This is a genomic window from Thermodesulfobacteriota bacterium (genome assembly GCA_026415035.1).
In the GTDB taxonomy this organism is placed as follows: domain Bacteria; phylum Desulfobacterota; class BSN033; order BSN033; family UBA1163; genus RBG-16-49-23.
The window spans coordinates 14,890-31,327 of the sequence record JAOAHX010000030.1 but is presented as its reverse complement, the minus strand read 5'-3'; the positions used below and the strand labels follow the sequence as shown (position 1 = coordinate 31,327).

Below are 16,438 nucleotides of genomic sequence, written 5' to 3'. Positions count from 1 at the left end.
GGGCCAAGGCCGTGATCGCTCCCATCGATAATAAGGCCTTCCTGACCACGGGATTGGCAAGGCAACTGAAAAGGAAACTCGAGGCAAAGGGAATCGAGTTCCTTTATCCCATGACCTTCTGCACCCTGAACGAGAAGATGACCCCAACCGATCTCGTCCAGGAGTTTCTTCGTTATTTCGGGAGGCCCAAGGTGGAGATCGACTTCGAGAACGAGAAGGTGAAGGCGGTCAGGGTCCTCCGGGATGCCCCCTGTGGAAATACCCGGTATGTCGCAGAACACCTTTTAGGAGCCCACTGGAAAGATGCGGTGGAAAATGCGGGCATCCTCCACCACAATCACCCCTGCATGGCCACCATGACGATGGACCCGGAACTGGGCGACACGCTGATGCACCATGCAGGATTGCAGATAAAAATGGCTGTGGAAGAGGCGATCAAAAAAAACCGTGAAGCGTGATTCTTTTACCCTCCACGTTTCACGACTTAAAAATGGAGGAGAAAAATGAGCTTACCACTTCATTATGTCAACGTCTTAACGGGGTTGAAGGGTTGCCGGGTCATCGAAGACCCGCAGGCACTGGGAAAGATCATCAAGAAGGCGGAGAGGCCCCTCATGGTCATCGGACCTCGCTGCCCGGAGATCTTTCTCAATGGCAGGTATGCCATTGAATACGGGGTTGACATCGTCAAACTCCTTGGGGCGGCCACCTGCGCCACGGCCTGCACCAAAAAGACCCTGATGCAACACGGCGTCGTCCCGGATTCGACCTACGACATCATCGAGATCATCAACCACCTCAAGGACCCGGAATGGAAGGGGGTCCGAAAACAGGGAAATCACGATCTGGTGATGTTTCTCGGGGTCAGGACCGACCTCGGCAACCAGGGACTCTCCACCCTGAAGCACTATGCCCCCCATCTCAAAACGGTCACGCTCTGCCCTTACGTCTATCCTCATGCGACGTTCTCCATGCCCAACATGAAGGCAGACAAATGGAAAGAATATCTCGAAAATTTGGTCAACAGTTTGAAATAAGAAAGGAGGAGGAAGATGTTCTCTGTCGACGTTGGACCCCAGTATGAAGGCGAGACGGTAAGGAAGGAAGATTTTTACATCGAATTCGGAGGCCCGAAACACAAATTCAAAGCCGAGCTGGTCACCGTAGTCCCGGCCGACCAGGTGGAGGACGAAAAGGTCGAGATCATCGGAAAGGACATCAAGGACTTCGAGGAGGGCGCCTCCATCCCCATCTTCATCAAAATTCTCGTGGCGGGCGAACAGCTCGAAAAGGACATGGAGCCCGTCTTTGAGCGCCGGGTCCACATGTACATCAACTACATCGAAGGGTTCTGGCACATGGCGCAGCGGGACGAGATCTGGATGAGGCTTCACAAGGACAGCTTCAAGAAGGGGCTCAACTCCCTCGATGAGATCGGAAGGATTCTGATCATGCTCTACAAGAACGAACTCCCCATCATCGAGAAGATCCAGATCACCTTCATCACCGACCCGGCTTTGGTGGAGAAGGAGGTCCTCGAGGCCCGGAAGATCTACAAGGAGAGGGATGATCGGCTCAAGGGGATCACCGAAGAAGAGGTGGATGAATTCTATGGCTGCAGCCTCTGCCAGTCCTTCGCGCCCACCCACGTCTGCATCATCACGCCCGAACGGGTCTCCCTCTGCGGCGCCATCAACTGGTTTGATGGAAGGGCGGCCTATAAGATCGACCCTGAAGGCCCCCAGTTCGCCGTTCAGAAAGGAGAGCTCCTCGATCCGGAGAAGTTCATCTACTCGGGCGTCAACCAGGTGGTCTCGGAAAAATCTCTCGGCGCCAACAGCGTCTTCTGTCTCCATAGTGCTTTGGAGAATCCCCACACCTCCTGCGGATGTTTCCAGGCCATCTGCTTCTACATCCCTGAGGTGGATGCCTTCGGCGTCGTCCACCGAGATTATGTGGGCGAGACCGTCACGGGCCAGAAATTCTCGGGAATTGCGGGCGAGGCCTCGGGAGGACGCCAGAATGAGGGGATGCTCGGGATGGCCATCTCCTACATGCGATCCAAGAAATTCCTCAAAACCGATGGGGGGTTAAAAAGGATCGTCTGGCTGCCCAAGGCCATCAAGGAGCAGGTGAAAGATGTCCTGGAGGAAGCAGGGCTTTATGACAAGATCCCCACGGAGGAGGATGTCAAGAACGTGGACGAGCTGACCGAATACCTAAACCGCGTAGGCCATCCTTGGGTCACAGGTTAAGGGGGGGAAGGAGGATGCCATGGCGCTGAAAGCATCGGATATCCAAAAGAAACTTCCCGAAGGGGGAAAAAAGAACTGCAAGGAGTGCGGGTTCCCGACCTGTTTCGCCTTCGCCATGAAACTGGCCTCGGCCGCGGTCACGGTCGATAAGTGTCCCTATCTTCCCGATGAGGTGAAGAAGGAGCTGGAGGAGGCCCTGGCCCCGCCCATCCGGCTGGTCACCATCGGGAAAGGAGAAAATGCGCTGAGCATCGGGGAAGAAGAGGTCCTCTATCGACACGAAAAGACCTTCTACAGGCCGACCGGCATCGGTCTTCTCCTCTCCGATCAGGAAGACGACGCCTCCCTCACTGCGAAAATCGATAAACTGAAAACCTACCAGTTTGATCGCGTCGGCCAGAAGTTGAAGGCCAATCTCTACGCAATAAAATATTCCGGCAATTCGGAAAAATATCTGAACCTCGTTCAGAAAGTGGCCAAGGAAGGTTATCCTGTGGTTCTCCTCTGCGATGATCTCGAGCTCCTCTTCAAAGCAAGAGACCTCATCGCAGACCAAAATCCCCTCCTCTATCCGATCACGAAGGAGAACCTCGAGGCCGCCCTTCCCAGATTGAAGGCCAAGCCCTCACCTATCGGCGTGAAGGCGGAGGGCATCGAAGCCCTCGTTCCGATCACCCAACGGTTGAAGGAGGAAGGAATTCTGGACATCGTCCTTGACCCCTCTCCCCAATCGCTCAGGGAGATGATCAGGGATTACACCTTGATCCGCAGGGCCGCCTTGAAAAAGACGTTCCGTCCTTTGGGGTACCCCATCCTCTCCCTGCCCTGCCTGATGACCAAGGATAAGATGGAGGAGACCCTGATCGCCTCGGCCGGCGTGATCAAGTATGCGGGCATCGTCGTCCTCTCCGATTTTACCAAAGAGACGCTCTATCCACTGCTCGTGTTGAGGCAGAATATCTTCACCGACCCGAGGGTCCCCCTCGCCGTGGAGCAAAAAGTCTACGAAATCGGAGCGGTCACCGAGGAATCTCCGGTCCTGCTCACGACCAACTTCGCCTTGACCTACTTTGCCGTGGCCAGCGAAATCGAAAATAGCAAGGTCCCAGCCTATCTTTGCGTGAAGGATACCGAAGGGCTGTGCGTCCTGGCCGCCTGGTCCACCGGAAAATTCAGCGGCGATACGGCCGGCCCCTTCCTCAAGAAGACCGGGATTGGCGAAAAGGTGAAACACAAACGGGTGATCATTCCCGGGTTGGCCGCTCGCATCAAAGGGGAGCTCGAAGAGGAACTCCAGGGATGGGAAGTCATCGTCGGTCCCCGGGAGGCCAGCGACCTTCCCGCTTATCTCCCCCAGATGATCGAGAAATGGAAGAGCCAAAGCAAATAGAAGAGATCCTTCGGAGGTTCGAGCCGGAGAGAGAGAATCTTCTCCCAGTGCTTCAAGAGATTCAGGAAACAGTGGGTTACCTTTCAAGGGGGGCGATGGAACAGGTCGCCCATTACTTCCGTCTCCCCCCTTCGGAAGTCTTCAGCCTTGTCACCTTCTATAACCAGTTCAGAAGAAAGCCCCCAGGCCGCCACCCCATTCATGTCTGCCTCGGAACGGCATGCTATCTCATGGGAGGAAGCCTCATCCTCGACGCCTTTTCGAGAGAGCTCCACATCCCCAAAGGGGAAACGACCGAAGATGGAACATTCAGCCTCGACGCCACCGCCTGCTTCGGCTGTTGCAATGTGGCCCCCGTGGTCAAAATCAACGATCAGATCTTCTCGCGCATGACTACCGGCAAGGTGGAGGAGGTCCTGATCAACCTGAGGGACCGAGACCGCGAGAAGGCCTCGTAAGAGATATCGAAGAGGAAACGTTTCGTTCATCGTTTCGGATCGAACCCTCAACCTCTGAAGATGACCTACCAGCAGCTCAGACAGCAGGCAATCGAATTTCGCCGGAAGACGATGGAGGCGGAAGAGCCCCGGATCTACATCGGTTGTGCAACCTGCGGGATATCGGTCGGGGCCCTGGAGGTGAAGGAGACCTTTGAGGAAGAACTCTCCAAACACCACCTGCCCGCAAAGATCATCACGGTCGGTTGCCTCGGAATCTGCTTTGCGGAACCCCTCGTCTACATCGCCAAGCCGGGCAATCCAACGATCTGCTACCGCAATCTGAAACCCGAGGAGGTCTCCCGGATCGTCTACCGCTATTTTCTGGAGGATGACCCCTGTCTGGACCTGGCCCTCGGGACCCTCGAGGAGAAAGAAGACGGAACCCCCTACATCCCGGAGCTTGAGAAGTTCGAGAGGGAGGAAAGGATCATCCTCCGTTATGCCGGTTATATCGATCCTCAGGAGATCCGGGACTACCTCGCCCTGGGAGGATATGAGGCCCTCGATAAGGCCCTCGACATGACCCCGGAGGCAATCATCAACGAAGTGAAGCGTTCTGGCTTGAGGGGCCTCGGGGGCGCCGGTTTTCCGACGGGGATCAAGTGGGAGGAATGTTTCAAGGCCGAGGGCGAGCCCAAATATATCGTATGTAACGGAGACGAAGGCGATCCCGGAGCCTTCATGGACCGGGTCGTCCTCGAGAGCTCCCCCCATCAGGTGATCGAGGGGATGGCCATTGCCGGCTATGCGGTGGGGGCCCATCAAGGCTATATCTACATCCGTTCCGAATATCCCCTTGCCATCGAGAGGGTCCGTCTCGCCCTCTCTCAGGCCAAACAATACCGTCTCCTCGGCAAGGACATCCTGGGCAAAGGCTTCGATTTCGACCTCAAGGTCTTTCCGGGTGCCGGGGCCTTCGTCTGCGGAGAATCGACCGCCCTCATGTATTCCATCGAGGGGAAGAGGCCCATGCCGAGGGTGAGACCCCCTCACTCCGTGAAAAGGGGACTCTTCCAAAAACCGACCCTCCTCAACAATGTGAAGACCTTCTCCTGCATCCCCCCCATCCTTCTCAAAGGGGCTGACTGGTTTTCAAGGATCGGAACCCTCCGTTCGAAAGGGACCACGGTCTTCGCCCTTGCAGGAAAGATCAAGGAATCGGGATTGGCCGAGGTGAAGATGGGGACGACCCTAAAGGAGGTGATTTATCAAATCGGAGGAGGGATCAAAGAGGACAGACCTTTGAAGGCCATCCAGGTGGGAGGTCCCTCGGGAGGTTGTATCCCCGCCCAGTTCATCGAAACGCCGGTAGACTTCGACTCGTTGAAGTTCCTGGGCTCGATGATGGGTTCGGGGGGGCTGATCGTCATGGACGAGGAGACCTGCATGGTCGATATGGCCAAATACTTCCTCGCCTTCACCCAGAACGAGTCCTGCGGGAAGTGCTCCTTCTGCCGGATTGGGACCAAGCACCTCCTCCTCCTCCTCGAAGAGATCACCAAGGGAGAAGGGACGCTGGAACACCTTGAGCTTCTCAAAGAACTTTCCGAGGAGGTCCGGGAAGGTTCCCTCTGCGGCCTGGGCCAGACCGCCCCCAATCCCATCCTCACGGCCCTGAGGTATTTCGAAAAGGAGTTTACGGCCCACGTCCTCGAGAAACGATGCCCGGCCCTGGTCTGTCGGGACCTGATCTCTTATCTCATCGTCTACGACCGATGCCAGAGAAGCTGTGAGCACTGCGTCTTGAAGTGTCCGGCCGAGGCGATCCATCCCGATGCAAAGAACATCAAGATCATCGACCAAACGAAATGCGTGAAGTGCGGCATCTGTCTGGAGGTCTGTCCGAAGGAATACAGCGCCGTCCTCAAGGTCTCGCCGAGAATCGCAACGGTTCAACCCCAGGCCTTCCTTGACGTAAAAGGAGCGCCTGGGCTTTCTTCGGGATAAACCCTGATGCTGACCCTGACGATCGATGGAAGAGAGATCCAAGCCGACCCCGGAGAGAAGGTCCTCTGGGTGGCCCTTCGATCGGGGATCTACATTCCCCATCTCTGTGCCATGGAGGATGGGGAGCTTTCCTTCGGAGGATGCCGTCTCTGCCTGGTCGAAGTCGAGGTGGAAGGGAAACGGGAGATGGTGCCCGCCTGCGGCCACCCGGTCGTTGAAAACATGAAGGTCTATACCCAGACCGAAAAGATCGCGAGGATGAGGCGGACCGCCTTCGAGCTCATCATGAGCGATCACCACATCGATTGTAAAAATTGCGCCAAGCGGAAGACCTGCGAACTGATTCGGATCTCCTCCACCTTAAAATGGAGCCTGAGGCCAAAAAGATTGAGAAGCCTCCTCCGGGATCTTCCGGCCGACGATTCCCACCCTCTCTTCACCTTCGACCCTAAAAAATGCGTCAAGTGTGCCAAATGTATCCGGGTCTGCCAGCGATTGGGTCGTTCCTTTCTCGACTTCGCCTACCGGGGATTTGAAATGGTCCTTGCCACCTTCGACCATCAACCCCTCTCCTCGGAGGCCTGTGAGGGGTGTACCGAGTGTGTGAAAGTTTGCCCGACCGGGGCCCTCTTCTTTAAAGATCAAGGAGAGACCGAAGATGGATAAACCTTACCTGACCCTGAAGGAGATCGAAGGGGTGGTCGTCCATGACCTCTATCTCAAGAAAGAGGTGGCCAAACGGGCCGAGGCCTTCGAATATCTTGACAACGTGGAAAAGATGGCCTATTACATTGGCGGTGAGCAAGTCGCCTCTCCTCCCATCCGCTGCGACTGGATGGTGAAGAAGACCTTCTTCCCGGGGGTGGAGGCCTATTTTCTTTTTCACCACAAGGACGACGAATTGCCTTCCTCCATGCAGGTCCTCTTCTCTGGAGAGAGGGTCAGAGAGTTGAAAGGAGATGACCTTTCGGTCCTGGCCATTGCCACCATCAATCATATGATCCATTATATCAGGCAATCCCATCCCAATAGATCCCTACCTGAGATCTGCCAGGTGGTCTGATCGGAGGTGACACGGTGAAAAAGGATGCCTTGGTTATCGGAGGAGGAATCTCGGGGATCACGGTGGCCTCCGAGCTGGCCCAGACCGGCCATTCGGCCTTGCTGATCGAAAAAGAGGCCCAGTTAGGTGGGCTGGCCTCGGTGTTTTGCTGCAAGGCCTCCGAATCCTGCAACAAATGCTTTGCCTGTGTGGTGGATAAAAGGTTGGCCGAGCTCTCCCGCTATCGGTCCCTCTCCATCCTGACCCAGACGGAATTGGTCGATCTCCAGGGAGGGCCGGGTGCTTACCAGGGCTTTTTAAAGAACGGAAAGGGGAGGATGAAGGTCGAGGCCTCGGCCATCGTCCTCGCCACAGGGATCGAGCCCTTCGATGCGACGGCCAAGGCCGAATACGGATACGGTCGGTTCAAAAATGTGATCACGGCAAAAGATCTCGATGAGATGCTCCGGTTCCAGGGGAAGCTCGAGCGCCCCTCGGACCGAAGGGTCCCCAAAACCATAGCCTTCTTCCAGTGCGTCGGAAGCCGGGACGAGTCCATCGGAAACCTCTACTGCTCCCAGGTCTGTTGTGCCTATGCCCTCCGCCTCATCAAAGCCATCCGTCACCAATACCCCGACACCCTGGTCACCTTCTTCTACATGGACATCCAGCCCGCCGGGGCCTCCTTCGAACGCTTCTTGGATGCCTGTCGAAAAGACCCCCACCTTCGATTCCTCCGCTGCCTCCCCTCCAAGGTCTACCATTCGCCCCTGACCGAAGGGTTGAGGGTGAGATTGATCGACCCTCAAAAGGGAGAGGTTCTCGAAGAACCCTTCGACTTGATCGTCCTCTCCGTGGGCATGGTCCTGGGCAAAGGGGCGAAGTCCTTGGCCCAGCTTTTCGGACTGAAATTGAATGAAGAGGGATTTTTGGATCCCCCTCCTTTCCAAACAGGAATCTTCGTTGCGGGCGCCTGCAGTGGGCCGAAGGACATCGACCGGTCCATTCTCCATTCGAAATCGATCGCGGGTAAGGTCGAGCAGTATCTGAAGGGGAGGAATTAAATGGCACGCGTAGGCCTTTGCATCGACCGAGCGGGAGCGTTGATCTCTCCTGTCCTCTGCAACCAGATTGCCGAGTTCAGCGGGGGAATCCCCCAAATCGCCTTCTCGATGGTAGAGGAAGACCTGCTGGCCCCGGAAGCCCTCGGGAGGCTGACCGAACAATTGAAGACCCATGGGGCAGAGCGGGCCATCCTCCTCGGTGGAAGCCCGAAGCGTTACGAGGCCTCGTTCAACAAATTTGGCCATTCCGTAATCCTCAACCCCTATCTCATCACGGTCCTCCCACTGACCCCCCTCATGGAGAAAGGCCTTGGGGAGGAGAGGGCCTTCGAAAGAATCAAAAACGCGATGCTTAGGGCCATCTCGGTGGCCCTCCGATCCAACCCGATCGACCACCAATCCCTCCCCTTGAAACGCGAAGTCCTCGTGCTCGGAGGAGGGGTGGCAGGCCTCAGCGTGGCCCTCACCCTGGCCCGATCCGGGATCAGCGTCCACCTCCTCGAGAAGAAGGATCGATTGGGCGGAAGGGCCTCTCACCTTCGGTTCTTTTACCACCGATCTGAAAATGCCCAGAGGTGGCTGGAGGGTCTCATCGCCGAGGTCGATCGCCACCCCCTCATCACCGTTCATCTGGGAACGGAGTTGAAAAGGGTCGAGGGCCATTTCGGCCGGTTTCAAGCCAAGGTTCGCCGGGCCGACGGAACCGAGCAACTCCTCTCAAGCGCGGCCATCATCGTGGCGACGGGGGTAGAGGTCCATTCTGAGAGGGCGGGCATTTACGCCCATCGAAGCTTCGTCTCTCCGGAGGAGATGGAGAAGCTCCTCGCCGAGAGCGAGGCCCCTTCCTTCTATTGGAACGGAAAGAGGGCCGAGGCGGTCACCTTCGTCCTCGATCAGGTCAACCTCGATCTGAAGCTCGATGCCATCCACATGATGAAGCAGGCCCTCCTCTTGCAGGAGACCTTTCAATGCCAGACGACGATCCTCTGCAAAGAGGTGAAGGTCTCTGCCGACGGCATGGAGCGACTCTATCGAAGGGCCCGACAGCAGGGCGCCCTCGTGGTTAAATATAGCGACCCACCGAAGTTCTCCATCGTCAACGGCCGCATTCGGGTGGACGTGAAGGATACCTCGGCGATTCGAAAGGAGGAGGAGCAGTCCCTCTCCATCCTTTCGGATCTCGTCGTGATGAGCGAGCCCATCCTCCCGGGCGGGGATACCGAACTCCTCTCCCGAAAACTCGGCCTCTGCCTGGGAGACCGGGGATTCCTCATAGAGGACAACCCCCAGTTCTTCCGCGTGAGATCGAACCGAAGGGGGATTGTGGTGGCCGGAGGCTGTCGGTTCCCCCAAGAGCTTTCTGAAACCTTGATCGAGGCAGAAGCAGCCGCCCAGGAGGTGATCAAACTCCTGTCAGGGGGCACCTATGAATACGACCTCGCCGTTGCGGAGGTGGATCCGAAGAAATGCGCGGTCTGTTACACCTGCCCCCGTCTCTGCCCCCATTCTGCCATTACGGTCGAGAAATATGCGGAGCGAAACGTCTATCTCACGGCCGGGGCGGGAGAGGGGCAGAAGTGGGGAGCGGCCAAGGTCGATCCCGTGGCCTGTTATGGGTGCGGGATCTGCGTCGGAGAATGTCCCGCAAAGGCCATCACCCTGCGCCATCTGACGGACGAACAGATCTATGCCCAGATGGGTCTGGGATGAGGCAGGGGGACACACGCCCTCTGCCCTGATCTCCTTCGGGGGGTTGAGCGGATCGAAAAGGATTGGAGAGGACCATGGATGGGTTTGAACCGAAGATCGTTGCCTTCTGTTGTGATCAGTCCGGATATCCCGCTTTGGAGATGGCAGCCGGATCGGGAGGAGGGTTTCCCTCGAATCTGGAGATCGTCCGCGTCCCATGTGCGGGCCGCATTGAAACCCTCTACCTTCTGAAAGCCTTAGAGCGAGGCGCCGATGGAGTCCTGATCTTTGGCTGTTACGAAGAGAATTGTCAATTTCTGAGGGGGAATCTCCGGGCCAAAGGCCGTCTCTCCTATGCCCACCATTTCCTGGAGAAAATCGGCCTCGAAAAGGAACGGATCGAGCTCTGCCACGTGGCCACCAACAGTGGACCCAAGGTGATCGAAACCCTCCAAAGGAAATGGGAGGAGTTGAAAAAACTTGGACCGAATCCCTGCAAGCCCTCCCCTTCGGGATGACCGGGAAAGGACGATCGGAGATAGGAGGACCTCATGATCAAAGCCGAACAGAAACCCTTGGATGAAATTTTGAATTCCCTGACTCCCTACAACCGAATCCTCCTTTCGGGATGCGGGGCCTGCGTCACCGTCTGCCAGGCCGGCGGGGAGAAGGAGGTTGGCCTTTTGGCCTCAGCCCTCCGGATGGCCAGGTCGAAGGTCGGAAAGCCCCTCGAAATCCTGGAGGCCCCCCCCCCCCGCCAATGCGAACCCGAATTCGCCGAGGAGCTATCCGACACCGTTGAAAAGGTCGAGGCGGTTCTCTCCATCGCCTGCGGCGTGGGCGTTCAAACGCTGGCCCGCCATTTTTCAAAGACCCCGATCCTGCCAGGGGTCAACACCACCTTTCTGGGGGAGACCGTCACCCACGGGGTCTGGGAAGAACGGTGCCAGGCCTGTGGCAACTGCATCCTCGAACGGACAGGGGGCGTCTGTCCGGTGGCCCGCTGTGCCAAACAGCTCTTCAACGGCCCCTGCGGCGGTTCGTCCAAAGGAAAGTGCGAGATCAAGGTGGAGCGGGACTGCGCCTGGCAGCTCATCTACGATCGGCTCAAGAATCTCAACCAGCTCCACCGGTTGGAGGAGATCATCCCCGCGAGAAGATGGGGGGTGGAATCGAGGGATCGAGGACCGAGACGGATTGTAAGGGAGGATCTGAAGGTATGAAAGCGGGAAGCAACCTCGAAAAGATCTTGTCAAAAGGGCTCTTTGCCGTCACCGGAGAACTTGGCCCCCCCAAAGGGAACGATGTGAGCGTCATCAAGCGGAAGGCAGATCTCCTGCGAGGATATGTGGACGCGGTCAACGTCACCGACAATCAGACGGCCATCGTCCGGATGTCGAGCATCGCCACCTCAAGCCTCCTGATCCAGATGGGGATCGAACCGGTGATGCAGATGACGACCCGAGATCGCAACCGGATCGCCATCCAGAGCGACATCTTCGGGGCCACGGCCCTGGGCATACGGAATATGCTCTGCCTGACCGGAGATCACCATTCCTTCGGCAACCAGGTCGACTCCAAAAACGTCCATGACCTCGACTCCATCCAGCTGATCGACTGCGTCCGGACGATGAGAGATCAGGGGACCCTGCTGGGAGGGGAGGAGAAGATCGAGGGGGAGATCAAGCTCTTCATCGGCGCCGCCGAGAACCCCTTCGGAGATCCCTTCGAATTCAGGGCGACCCGCCTGGCCAAGAAGGTCGCGGCAGGGGTCGACTTCATCCAGACCCAGTGCATCTACGACATGAAACGATTCAAAGAGTGGATGAAGATGGTGAGGGATCGAGGGCTGCATGAAAAGGTCCACATCCTGGCGGGCGTGACCCCCCTGAAATCTGGAGGTATGGCGCGCTACATGGCGAAGAACGTATCGGGGATCATCATCCCGGACGAGATCATCGACCGGATCGTCAAGGCCAAGAAACCCGCAGAGGAAGGGATCAAGCTCTGCGTCGAACAGATCCTGGAGCTGAAGGAGATCGAGGGGGTTCACGGAGTCCACATCATGGCCATCGAATGGGAACAGATGACCAGTCAGATCACGGAGATGGCCGGTCTGTTGCCCCGACCCAAGATCGAGTGAAGGAGAACGTTCATGACCTTCAAAGACCGGTTGGAATCTGGGAAGTTCGTGGTGGTGGCCGAGCTCCAGCCCCCCAAAGGGGTGGACCTTTCGGAGACCTTCGAGTATGGGGAAAAGTGGAAAGGCCGGCTCGATGCCATCAACGTTCCGGACCTTCAGAATGCGATTATGAGGCTCGGATCGCTCTCGGCCTCGGCCCTTTTGAAGGAGAGGGGATTGGACGTCATCGTCAACCTCTCCAGTCAGCACCGGAACCGGTTGGCCCTCCAGTCCGAGCTCCTCAATGCCTCGGCCCTCGGCCTCAAAAACCTCCTTCTCCTGCCGGGCGATCCCCCTGCCCTCGGAGACCATTTCGAGGCCCAACCGGTCAACGACCTCGACGTCTTTGGGCTGTTGGCCGCGGCCAAACGCCTTCAGGAAGGATACGACCTCATGGGGAATGACCTCAAAGGGAAACCCCAGTTCTTCGTCGGCACGACGGTCAATGCGGGCGCCAAGGGCCACGTCCTCGACCTCGAGATCCGGGACATGGAAAAGAAGATCCGGCAGGGCGCGGAGTTCTTCTTCACCGGATCCGTCTACGACGTCGGCCTCTTCGAGGCCTTCGTCAAAAAGGCGGCCCCCTTCAAGGTCCCGATCCTCGCGGGGATCACCCTGCTCAAATCGGTCGGGATGGCCCGGTATATCAACAAGCACGTCGAAGGCGCCTCGATTCCCGAAGAGACCATCGATCGGTTGATGAAGGCTTCGGACAAGCAGATGGCGAGCATCGAAATTGCCGGAGACCTGATCCGGGCGCTCCGACCCCTCTGCCAGGGGATCCAGATCATCCCCCTCGGATGGGAACACCTGGTCACCCCCCTCTTGGATCAGGTGGGCCTCTAACCGATGAGGAAACGTTGGATGCTGAAAGACTGGCTTAACCGCCTTTCCTCTCTGTTTGTGAAGAAGGGGGAAAGTCCCTCCAGGGGATGGCCCCTGAGAGAGTTCGGCAATGGAATGTTTCATGCCATCGCCGAGCTGGGCAACGACGGCATCCTCGTCTTCAATCAGGACCTTCGGATCGAATATGCCAACCGGATGGCCTCGGAGATCACCGGATATTCGAACGAGCGCCTCCTCCGGATGACCGTGCTCTCGCTCCTCGACCCGGCCTATCAATCCTTCGTGACCGACCTCTTCGCCCATCCCGAACGCTACGGAGAAAAGACCTGCACCGAAGCCTTCGTGATCACCGCCGGGGGCGAGGTCAAAGAGGTGGAGATCTGCATCGCCCTGACCCAGACCTCCCGGGGGGTCCGCAAAGGATACGCCTATCTCAAAGACATCACCGAACGGAAGAAGTTCGAAAGAGAATTAAAGGCCTCGGAGGAGAAGCTCCGGAGGTTCTTCGAAAGGGTGAGACACGGCCTCTTCATCAGCTCGAGGGATGGGCGGTTCATCGATTGCAACCAGGCCCTCCTGGACATGCTCGGCTATTCCAGCAAGGAGGAGTTTCTGGCCATCGATATCGTCAAGGACCTCTATGTCAATCCCGAAGACCGAAAGCTCCTCAAAGAGAAAATGGAAAAGGACGGGTACATCCGGGACATGGAGATCGAATTCAAGAAGAAGGACGGCGAGAAGATCACGGTCCTCCTGACCGGCTATCCCATCCACAACGACAAGGGAGAGATCATCGGCTACGAAGGGATCAACCTCGACATCACCGAGAGGAAGCGGATCGAGAAGGAGCTCCGGGAGGCCAACGAGTTCTTCATGAACCTCATCGAGAGCTCGGTCGACGGCATCATCGCCGCCGACATGAAGGGGAACATCTTCATCTTCAACAAAGGCGCCGAGACCCTGTTAGGTTACCGGGCCGAAGAGGTGATCGGAAAGATCCACATCACTAAGATCTACCCGCCGGGCGTGGCCAAAGAGGTGATGCGAAGGCTTCGAAGCCCCGATTATGGCGGCGTGGGAAAACTCCTTCCGACCCAGTTCAACGTCGTCAACAAATATGGCGAGGAGATCCCGATCCAGATCTCGGCCGCCCTCATCTACAACCCCTTCGGTCAGGAGATCGCCAGCGTCGGGATCTTCACCGACCTGAGGCCCAGGCTGGCGATGGAGAAGAAGCTCCAAGAGACCCACCTCCAGCTCGTCAGCTCCGAGAAGATGGCCTCTCTGGGTAAGCTGGCCGCGGGGATCGCCCACGAGATCAACAACCCCCTCGGAGGCATCCTCATCTACGCCAGCCTGATGATGGAGGACCTTCCTGAGGACGATCCCAAACGGGCGGATCTTGCCCGGATCGTCCAGGAGGCCGGCCGGTGCAAGGAGATCGTCAAAAGCCTTCTCGAATTTGCCCGGCAGACCGAGCCGAAGAAGGAGCCCACCGACATCAACCGGGCGATCAACGACGGCCTCTTCTTCCTGGTCAACCAGGCCCTCTTCCACAACATCAAGATCGTCAAAAACCTCGACCCCTATCTCCCCTTCGTCCGGGGCAATTCCGGGCAGCTCAAACAGGTCTTCATGAACATCATCGTCAACGCCGCCGAGGCCATGCATGGAAGCGGGACCTTGACCATCACCACCTCGGCCTCGGCGGATGGAAAGACCGTCTCGATCGAATTCACCGATACCGGAGAAGGAATTCCGGAAGAGAACCTCTCGAAAATCTTCGAACCCTTCTTTACGACGAAGGGCGTCGGCAAAGGCACCGGGTTGGGCTTGGCCACCTCTTATGGAATCGTCCAAGATCATGGAGGGACCATCACGGTGAAGAGCAAGGTGGGGGTGGGATCGTCCTTTATCATCGAGCTTCCGGTCCAGCCCCAGGCCCAGCCCGTTCTCGAAGGACAGCCCCTTTATTGAGGGAGAGGAGGTTCACCATGAAGTCCGAAGCCCACACCTTTCTGGCCGAGGTGGCCCGGCTCAGTGGCGAAACGGTCCAGGCCTGCTATCAATGTAAAAAATGTTCAGCGGGCTGTCCGGTCGCCTATGCGATGGACCTGCTGCCCAACCAGGTCCTCCGGCATATTCAATACGATCACCGGGACAAGGTTCTCGGCTCGAAGACGATCTGGATCTGCGCCTCCTGTTATGCCTGCTCCGTCCGGTGTCCCAACAACATCGACATCGCGAAGATCATGGATACCCTGAGGGCCATGGCCCTCCGGTCGGGCATGAAGCCGGGTGAGAAGGAGATCCCGGTTTTCCATTCGGTCTTCCTCGATACGATCAAGTCAAAGGGCCGGGTCCATGAGTTGAGCCTCATCCTCCAGTTCAAGATGAAGACGGGCGACTTCTTCAAGGATGCCTCCCTCGGATGGAAGATGTACCGGAAGGGAAAGATTAAGCTCTTCCCTTCCAAATTCGGCGGAGGAAGCCAGATCCGGGAGATCTTCGGCTCCCTCGAACGTAGGGAGACGAAGTGAGGAGTGAACCAAGGCCATTGGCCCATCACCCTTGATCCCTCTCCCCCTAATGGGTGGTGGGATGGGGGGACCCCTCCGGGGAAACCGAAACGGGTCACCCCCGAGCAAGGAGAGCAGAGATGATGGAGGTTTCCTACTATCCCGGGTGTTCCCTCCACGGAACCGCAAGGGAGTACGACGAATCGATTCGCGGGGTCTCGGCCCTGCTCGGCATCGGGCTAAAAGAGCTGGAGGATTGGACCTGTTGCGGCGCCAGCTCTGCCCACTGCACCGATGAGAGGCTCGCCATCGACCTCGCTGCCCGAAACCTGGCCATCGCCGAAAAGGATCCCCGGGAGCTGATCGTCCCGTGCGTGGCCTGTTATAGCCGGTTCAAGGCCGCGGAGAAGGAGGCCCACGAGCATCCGGATCAGCTCCGCTTCTCCTATCAGGGGAAGGTCCCGATCCGTTATGCCCTCGACTTCTTCACCTCGGAGCCGATCCTCGAGGAGGTGAAAAAGAGACGCACCAAGCCGCTCAAAGGCCTGAAGGTCGTCTGTTATTATGGATGTCTCACGGTGCGGCCCCCTCGCTTGACAGGCATCCAACGATACGAAGATCCCCTCCACATGGATCACCTGATGGAGGTCCTCGGCGCAGAACCCCTCCAGTGGTCCTATAAGACCGATTGTTGCGGAGCAAGCCTGGTCATGACCCGGACGGACATCGTGAGGAAGTTGAGCGGTCGGCTCCTCGCCATCGCCAAAGAGGCAGAGGCCGATGCCATCGTCACGGGTTGCCCGATGTGCCATGCCAATCTCGACACCCGGCAGGAGGAGCTCGCCAAGGAGACCGGGGAGAGGTTCGAAATCCCCATCCTCTACTTCTCGGAATTGATGGGTCTGGCCCTTGGTCACAAGGATGCGAAGAGGTGGCTGAGCCACCACCTCACCGACCCCTTGAAAAGGATGGGCCAGAAAGGCTTGATTTGAGAATAAAAGAGC

17 protein-coding genes are annotated in these 16,438 nt (G+C 57.5%); all 17 read left to right on the top strand.

The window, feature by feature from the left end; genetic code table 11:
- Positions 1-458, top strand: a 458-nt coding sequence (locus N3G78_13530; protein ID MCX8118935.1) for a DUF166 family protein, incomplete at its 5' end; no start/stop codon positions are given.
- A gap of 45 nt (positions 459-503) precedes the next feature.
- The gene (cdhB, locus tag N3G78_13525) at positions 504-1,037 is read left to right on the top strand and encodes a CO dehydrogenase/acetyl-CoA synthase complex subunit epsilon (protein ID MCX8118934.1); all 534 of its coding nucleotides are present in this window, start codon (positions 504-506) and stop codon (positions 1,035-1,037) included.
- A 15-nt stretch (positions 1,038-1,052) separates the two neighbouring features.
- Positions 1,053-2,255 carry a CO dehydrogenase/CO-methylating acetyl-CoA synthase complex subunit beta gene (gene cdhC, locus N3G78_13520; protein ID MCX8118933.1) on the top strand — a complete coding sequence of 401 codons (1,203 nt, stop codon included), beginning with the start codon at positions 1,053-1,055 and terminating at the stop codon, positions 2,253-2,255.
- A 19-nt stretch (positions 2,256-2,274) separates the two neighbouring features.
- Positions 2,275-3,645 (top strand): acetyl-CoA decarbonylase/synthase complex subunit gamma, encoded by a 1,371-nt coding sequence (gene acsC, locus N3G78_13515; protein MCX8118932.1) that lies wholly within the window; start codon positions 2,275-2,277, stop codon positions 3,643-3,645.
- Positions 3,624-4,103, top strand: a complete 480-nt coding sequence (gene nuoE, locus N3G78_13510; GenBank protein MCX8118931.1) for an NADH-quinone oxidoreductase subunit NuoE — start codon at positions 3,624-3,626, stop codon at positions 4,101-4,103. Before acsC ends, nuoE begins: the two co-directional genes overlap by 22 nt.
- A gap of 60 nt (positions 4,104-4,163) precedes the next feature.
- Positions 4,164-6,092 (top strand): SLBB domain-containing protein, encoded by a 1,929-nt coding sequence (locus N3G78_13505; GenBank protein ID MCX8118930.1) that lies wholly within the window; start codon positions 4,164-4,166, stop codon positions 6,090-6,092.
- A gap of 6 nt (positions 6,093-6,098) precedes the next feature.
- Positions 6,099-6,758: a 2Fe-2S iron-sulfur cluster-binding protein gene (locus tag N3G78_13500; protein MCX8118929.1), complete on the top strand. Its 660-nt coding sequence runs from the start codon at positions 6,099-6,101 to the stop codon at positions 6,756-6,758.
- Entirely contained in the window at positions 6,751-7,155 is a 405-nt protein-coding gene (locus tag N3G78_13495) for a DUF3786 domain-containing protein (GenBank protein ID MCX8118928.1), read from the top strand. The genes N3G78_13500 and N3G78_13495 overlap by 8 nt, the downstream gene beginning before the upstream one ends.
- 14 nt (positions 7,156-7,169) lie before the next feature.
- Entirely contained in the window at positions 7,170-8,198 is a 1,029-nt protein-coding gene (locus tag N3G78_13490; GenBank protein ID MCX8118927.1) for an FAD-dependent oxidoreductase, read from the top strand.
- A complete protein-coding gene (locus N3G78_13485; protein MCX8118926.1) occupies positions 8,199-9,908 on the top strand; it encodes an FAD-dependent oxidoreductase in 1,710 nt (569 codons plus the stop codon). It begins immediately after the preceding gene.
- A gap of 74 nt (positions 9,909-9,982) precedes the next feature.
- A complete protein-coding gene (locus tag N3G78_13480) occupies positions 9,983-10,405 on the top strand; it encodes a hydrogenase iron-sulfur subunit (protein MCX8118925.1) in 423 nt (140 codons plus the stop codon).
- Between the two features lie 33 nt (positions 10,406-10,438).
- Positions 10,439-11,110, top strand: a complete 672-nt coding sequence (locus tag N3G78_13475) for a methylenetetrahydrofolate reductase C-terminal domain-containing protein (GenBank protein MCX8118924.1) — start codon at positions 10,439-10,441, stop codon at positions 11,108-11,110.
- A complete protein-coding gene (locus N3G78_13470; protein MCX8118923.1) occupies positions 11,107-12,030 on the top strand; it encodes a methylenetetrahydrofolate reductase in 924 nt (307 codons plus the stop codon). Before N3G78_13475 ends, N3G78_13470 begins: the two co-directional genes overlap by 4 nt.
- Positions 12,031-12,042: 12 nt before the next feature.
- A complete protein-coding gene (locus tag N3G78_13465) occupies positions 12,043-12,915 on the top strand; it encodes a methylenetetrahydrofolate reductase (GenBank protein ID MCX8118922.1) in 873 nt (290 codons plus the stop codon).
- A 3-nt stretch (positions 12,916-12,918) separates the two neighbouring features.
- Positions 12,919-14,892, top strand: a complete 1,974-nt coding sequence (locus tag N3G78_13460) for a PAS domain S-box protein (protein ID MCX8118921.1) — start codon at positions 12,919-12,921, stop codon at positions 14,890-14,892.
- A 17-nt stretch (positions 14,893-14,909) separates the two neighbouring features.
- Positions 14,910-15,455, top strand: coding sequence for a 4Fe-4S dicluster domain-containing protein (locus N3G78_13455; GenBank protein ID MCX8118920.1), 546 nt, complete (start codon positions 14,910-14,912; stop codon positions 15,453-15,455).
- Positions 15,456-15,574: 119 nt separating this feature from the next.
- Complete coding sequence (locus N3G78_13450) at positions 15,575-16,426, top strand: CoB--CoM heterodisulfide reductase iron-sulfur subunit B family protein (GenBank protein MCX8118919.1); 852 nt, start codon at positions 15,575-15,577, stop codon at positions 16,424-16,426.
- Positions 16,427-16,438 lie beyond the last annotated feature (12 nt).

Excerpts from the sequence above, each read along its gene's own strand:
- cdhB (MCX8118934.1), top strand. The coding sequence starts at position 504 with ATGAGCTTACCACTTCATTATGTCAACGTCTTAACGGGGTTGAAGGGT.
- cdhC (MCX8118933.1), top strand. The coding sequence starts at position 1,053 with ATGTTCTCTGTCGACGTTGGACCCCAGTATGAAGGCGAGACGGTAAGG.
- acsC (MCX8118932.1), top strand. The coding sequence starts at position 2,275 with ATGGCGCTGAAAGCATCGGATATCCAAAAGAAACTTCCCGAAGGGGGA.
- nuoE (MCX8118931.1), top strand. The coding sequence starts at position 3,624 with ATGGAAGAGCCAAAGCAAATAGAAGAGATCCTTCGGAGGTTCGAGCCG.
- N3G78_13505 (MCX8118930.1), top strand. The coding sequence starts at position 4,164 with ATGACCTACCAGCAGCTCAGACAGCAGGCAATCGAATTTCGCCGGAAG.
- N3G78_13500 (MCX8118929.1), top strand. The coding sequence starts at position 6,099 with ATGCTGACCCTGACGATCGATGGAAGAGAGATCCAAGCCGACCCCGGA.
- N3G78_13495 (MCX8118928.1), top strand. The coding sequence starts at position 6,751 with ATGGATAAACCTTACCTGACCCTGAAGGAGATCGAAGGGGTGGTCGTC.
- N3G78_13485 (MCX8118926.1), top strand. The coding sequence starts at position 8,199 with ATGGCACGCGTAGGCCTTTGCATCGACCGAGCGGGAGCGTTGATCTCT.
- N3G78_13480 (MCX8118925.1), top strand. The coding sequence starts at position 9,983 with ATGGATGGGTTTGAACCGAAGATCGTTGCCTTCTGTTGTGATCAGTCC.
- N3G78_13475 (MCX8118924.1), top strand. The coding sequence starts at position 10,439 with ATGATCAAAGCCGAACAGAAACCCTTGGATGAAATTTTGAATTCCCTG.
- N3G78_13470 (MCX8118923.1), top strand. The coding sequence starts at position 11,107 with ATGAAAGCGGGAAGCAACCTCGAAAAGATCTTGTCAAAAGGGCTCTTT.
- N3G78_13465 (MCX8118922.1), top strand. The coding sequence starts at position 12,043 with ATGACCTTCAAAGACCGGTTGGAATCTGGGAAGTTCGTGGTGGTGGCC.
- N3G78_13460 (MCX8118921.1), top strand. The coding sequence starts at position 12,919 with ATGAGGAAACGTTGGATGCTGAAAGACTGGCTTAACCGCCTTTCCTCT.
- N3G78_13455 (MCX8118920.1), top strand. The coding sequence starts at position 14,910 with ATGAAGTCCGAAGCCCACACCTTTCTGGCCGAGGTGGCCCGGCTCAGT.
- N3G78_13450 (MCX8118919.1), top strand. The coding sequence starts at position 15,575 with ATGATGGAGGTTTCCTACTATCCCGGGTGTTCCCTCCACGGAACCGCA.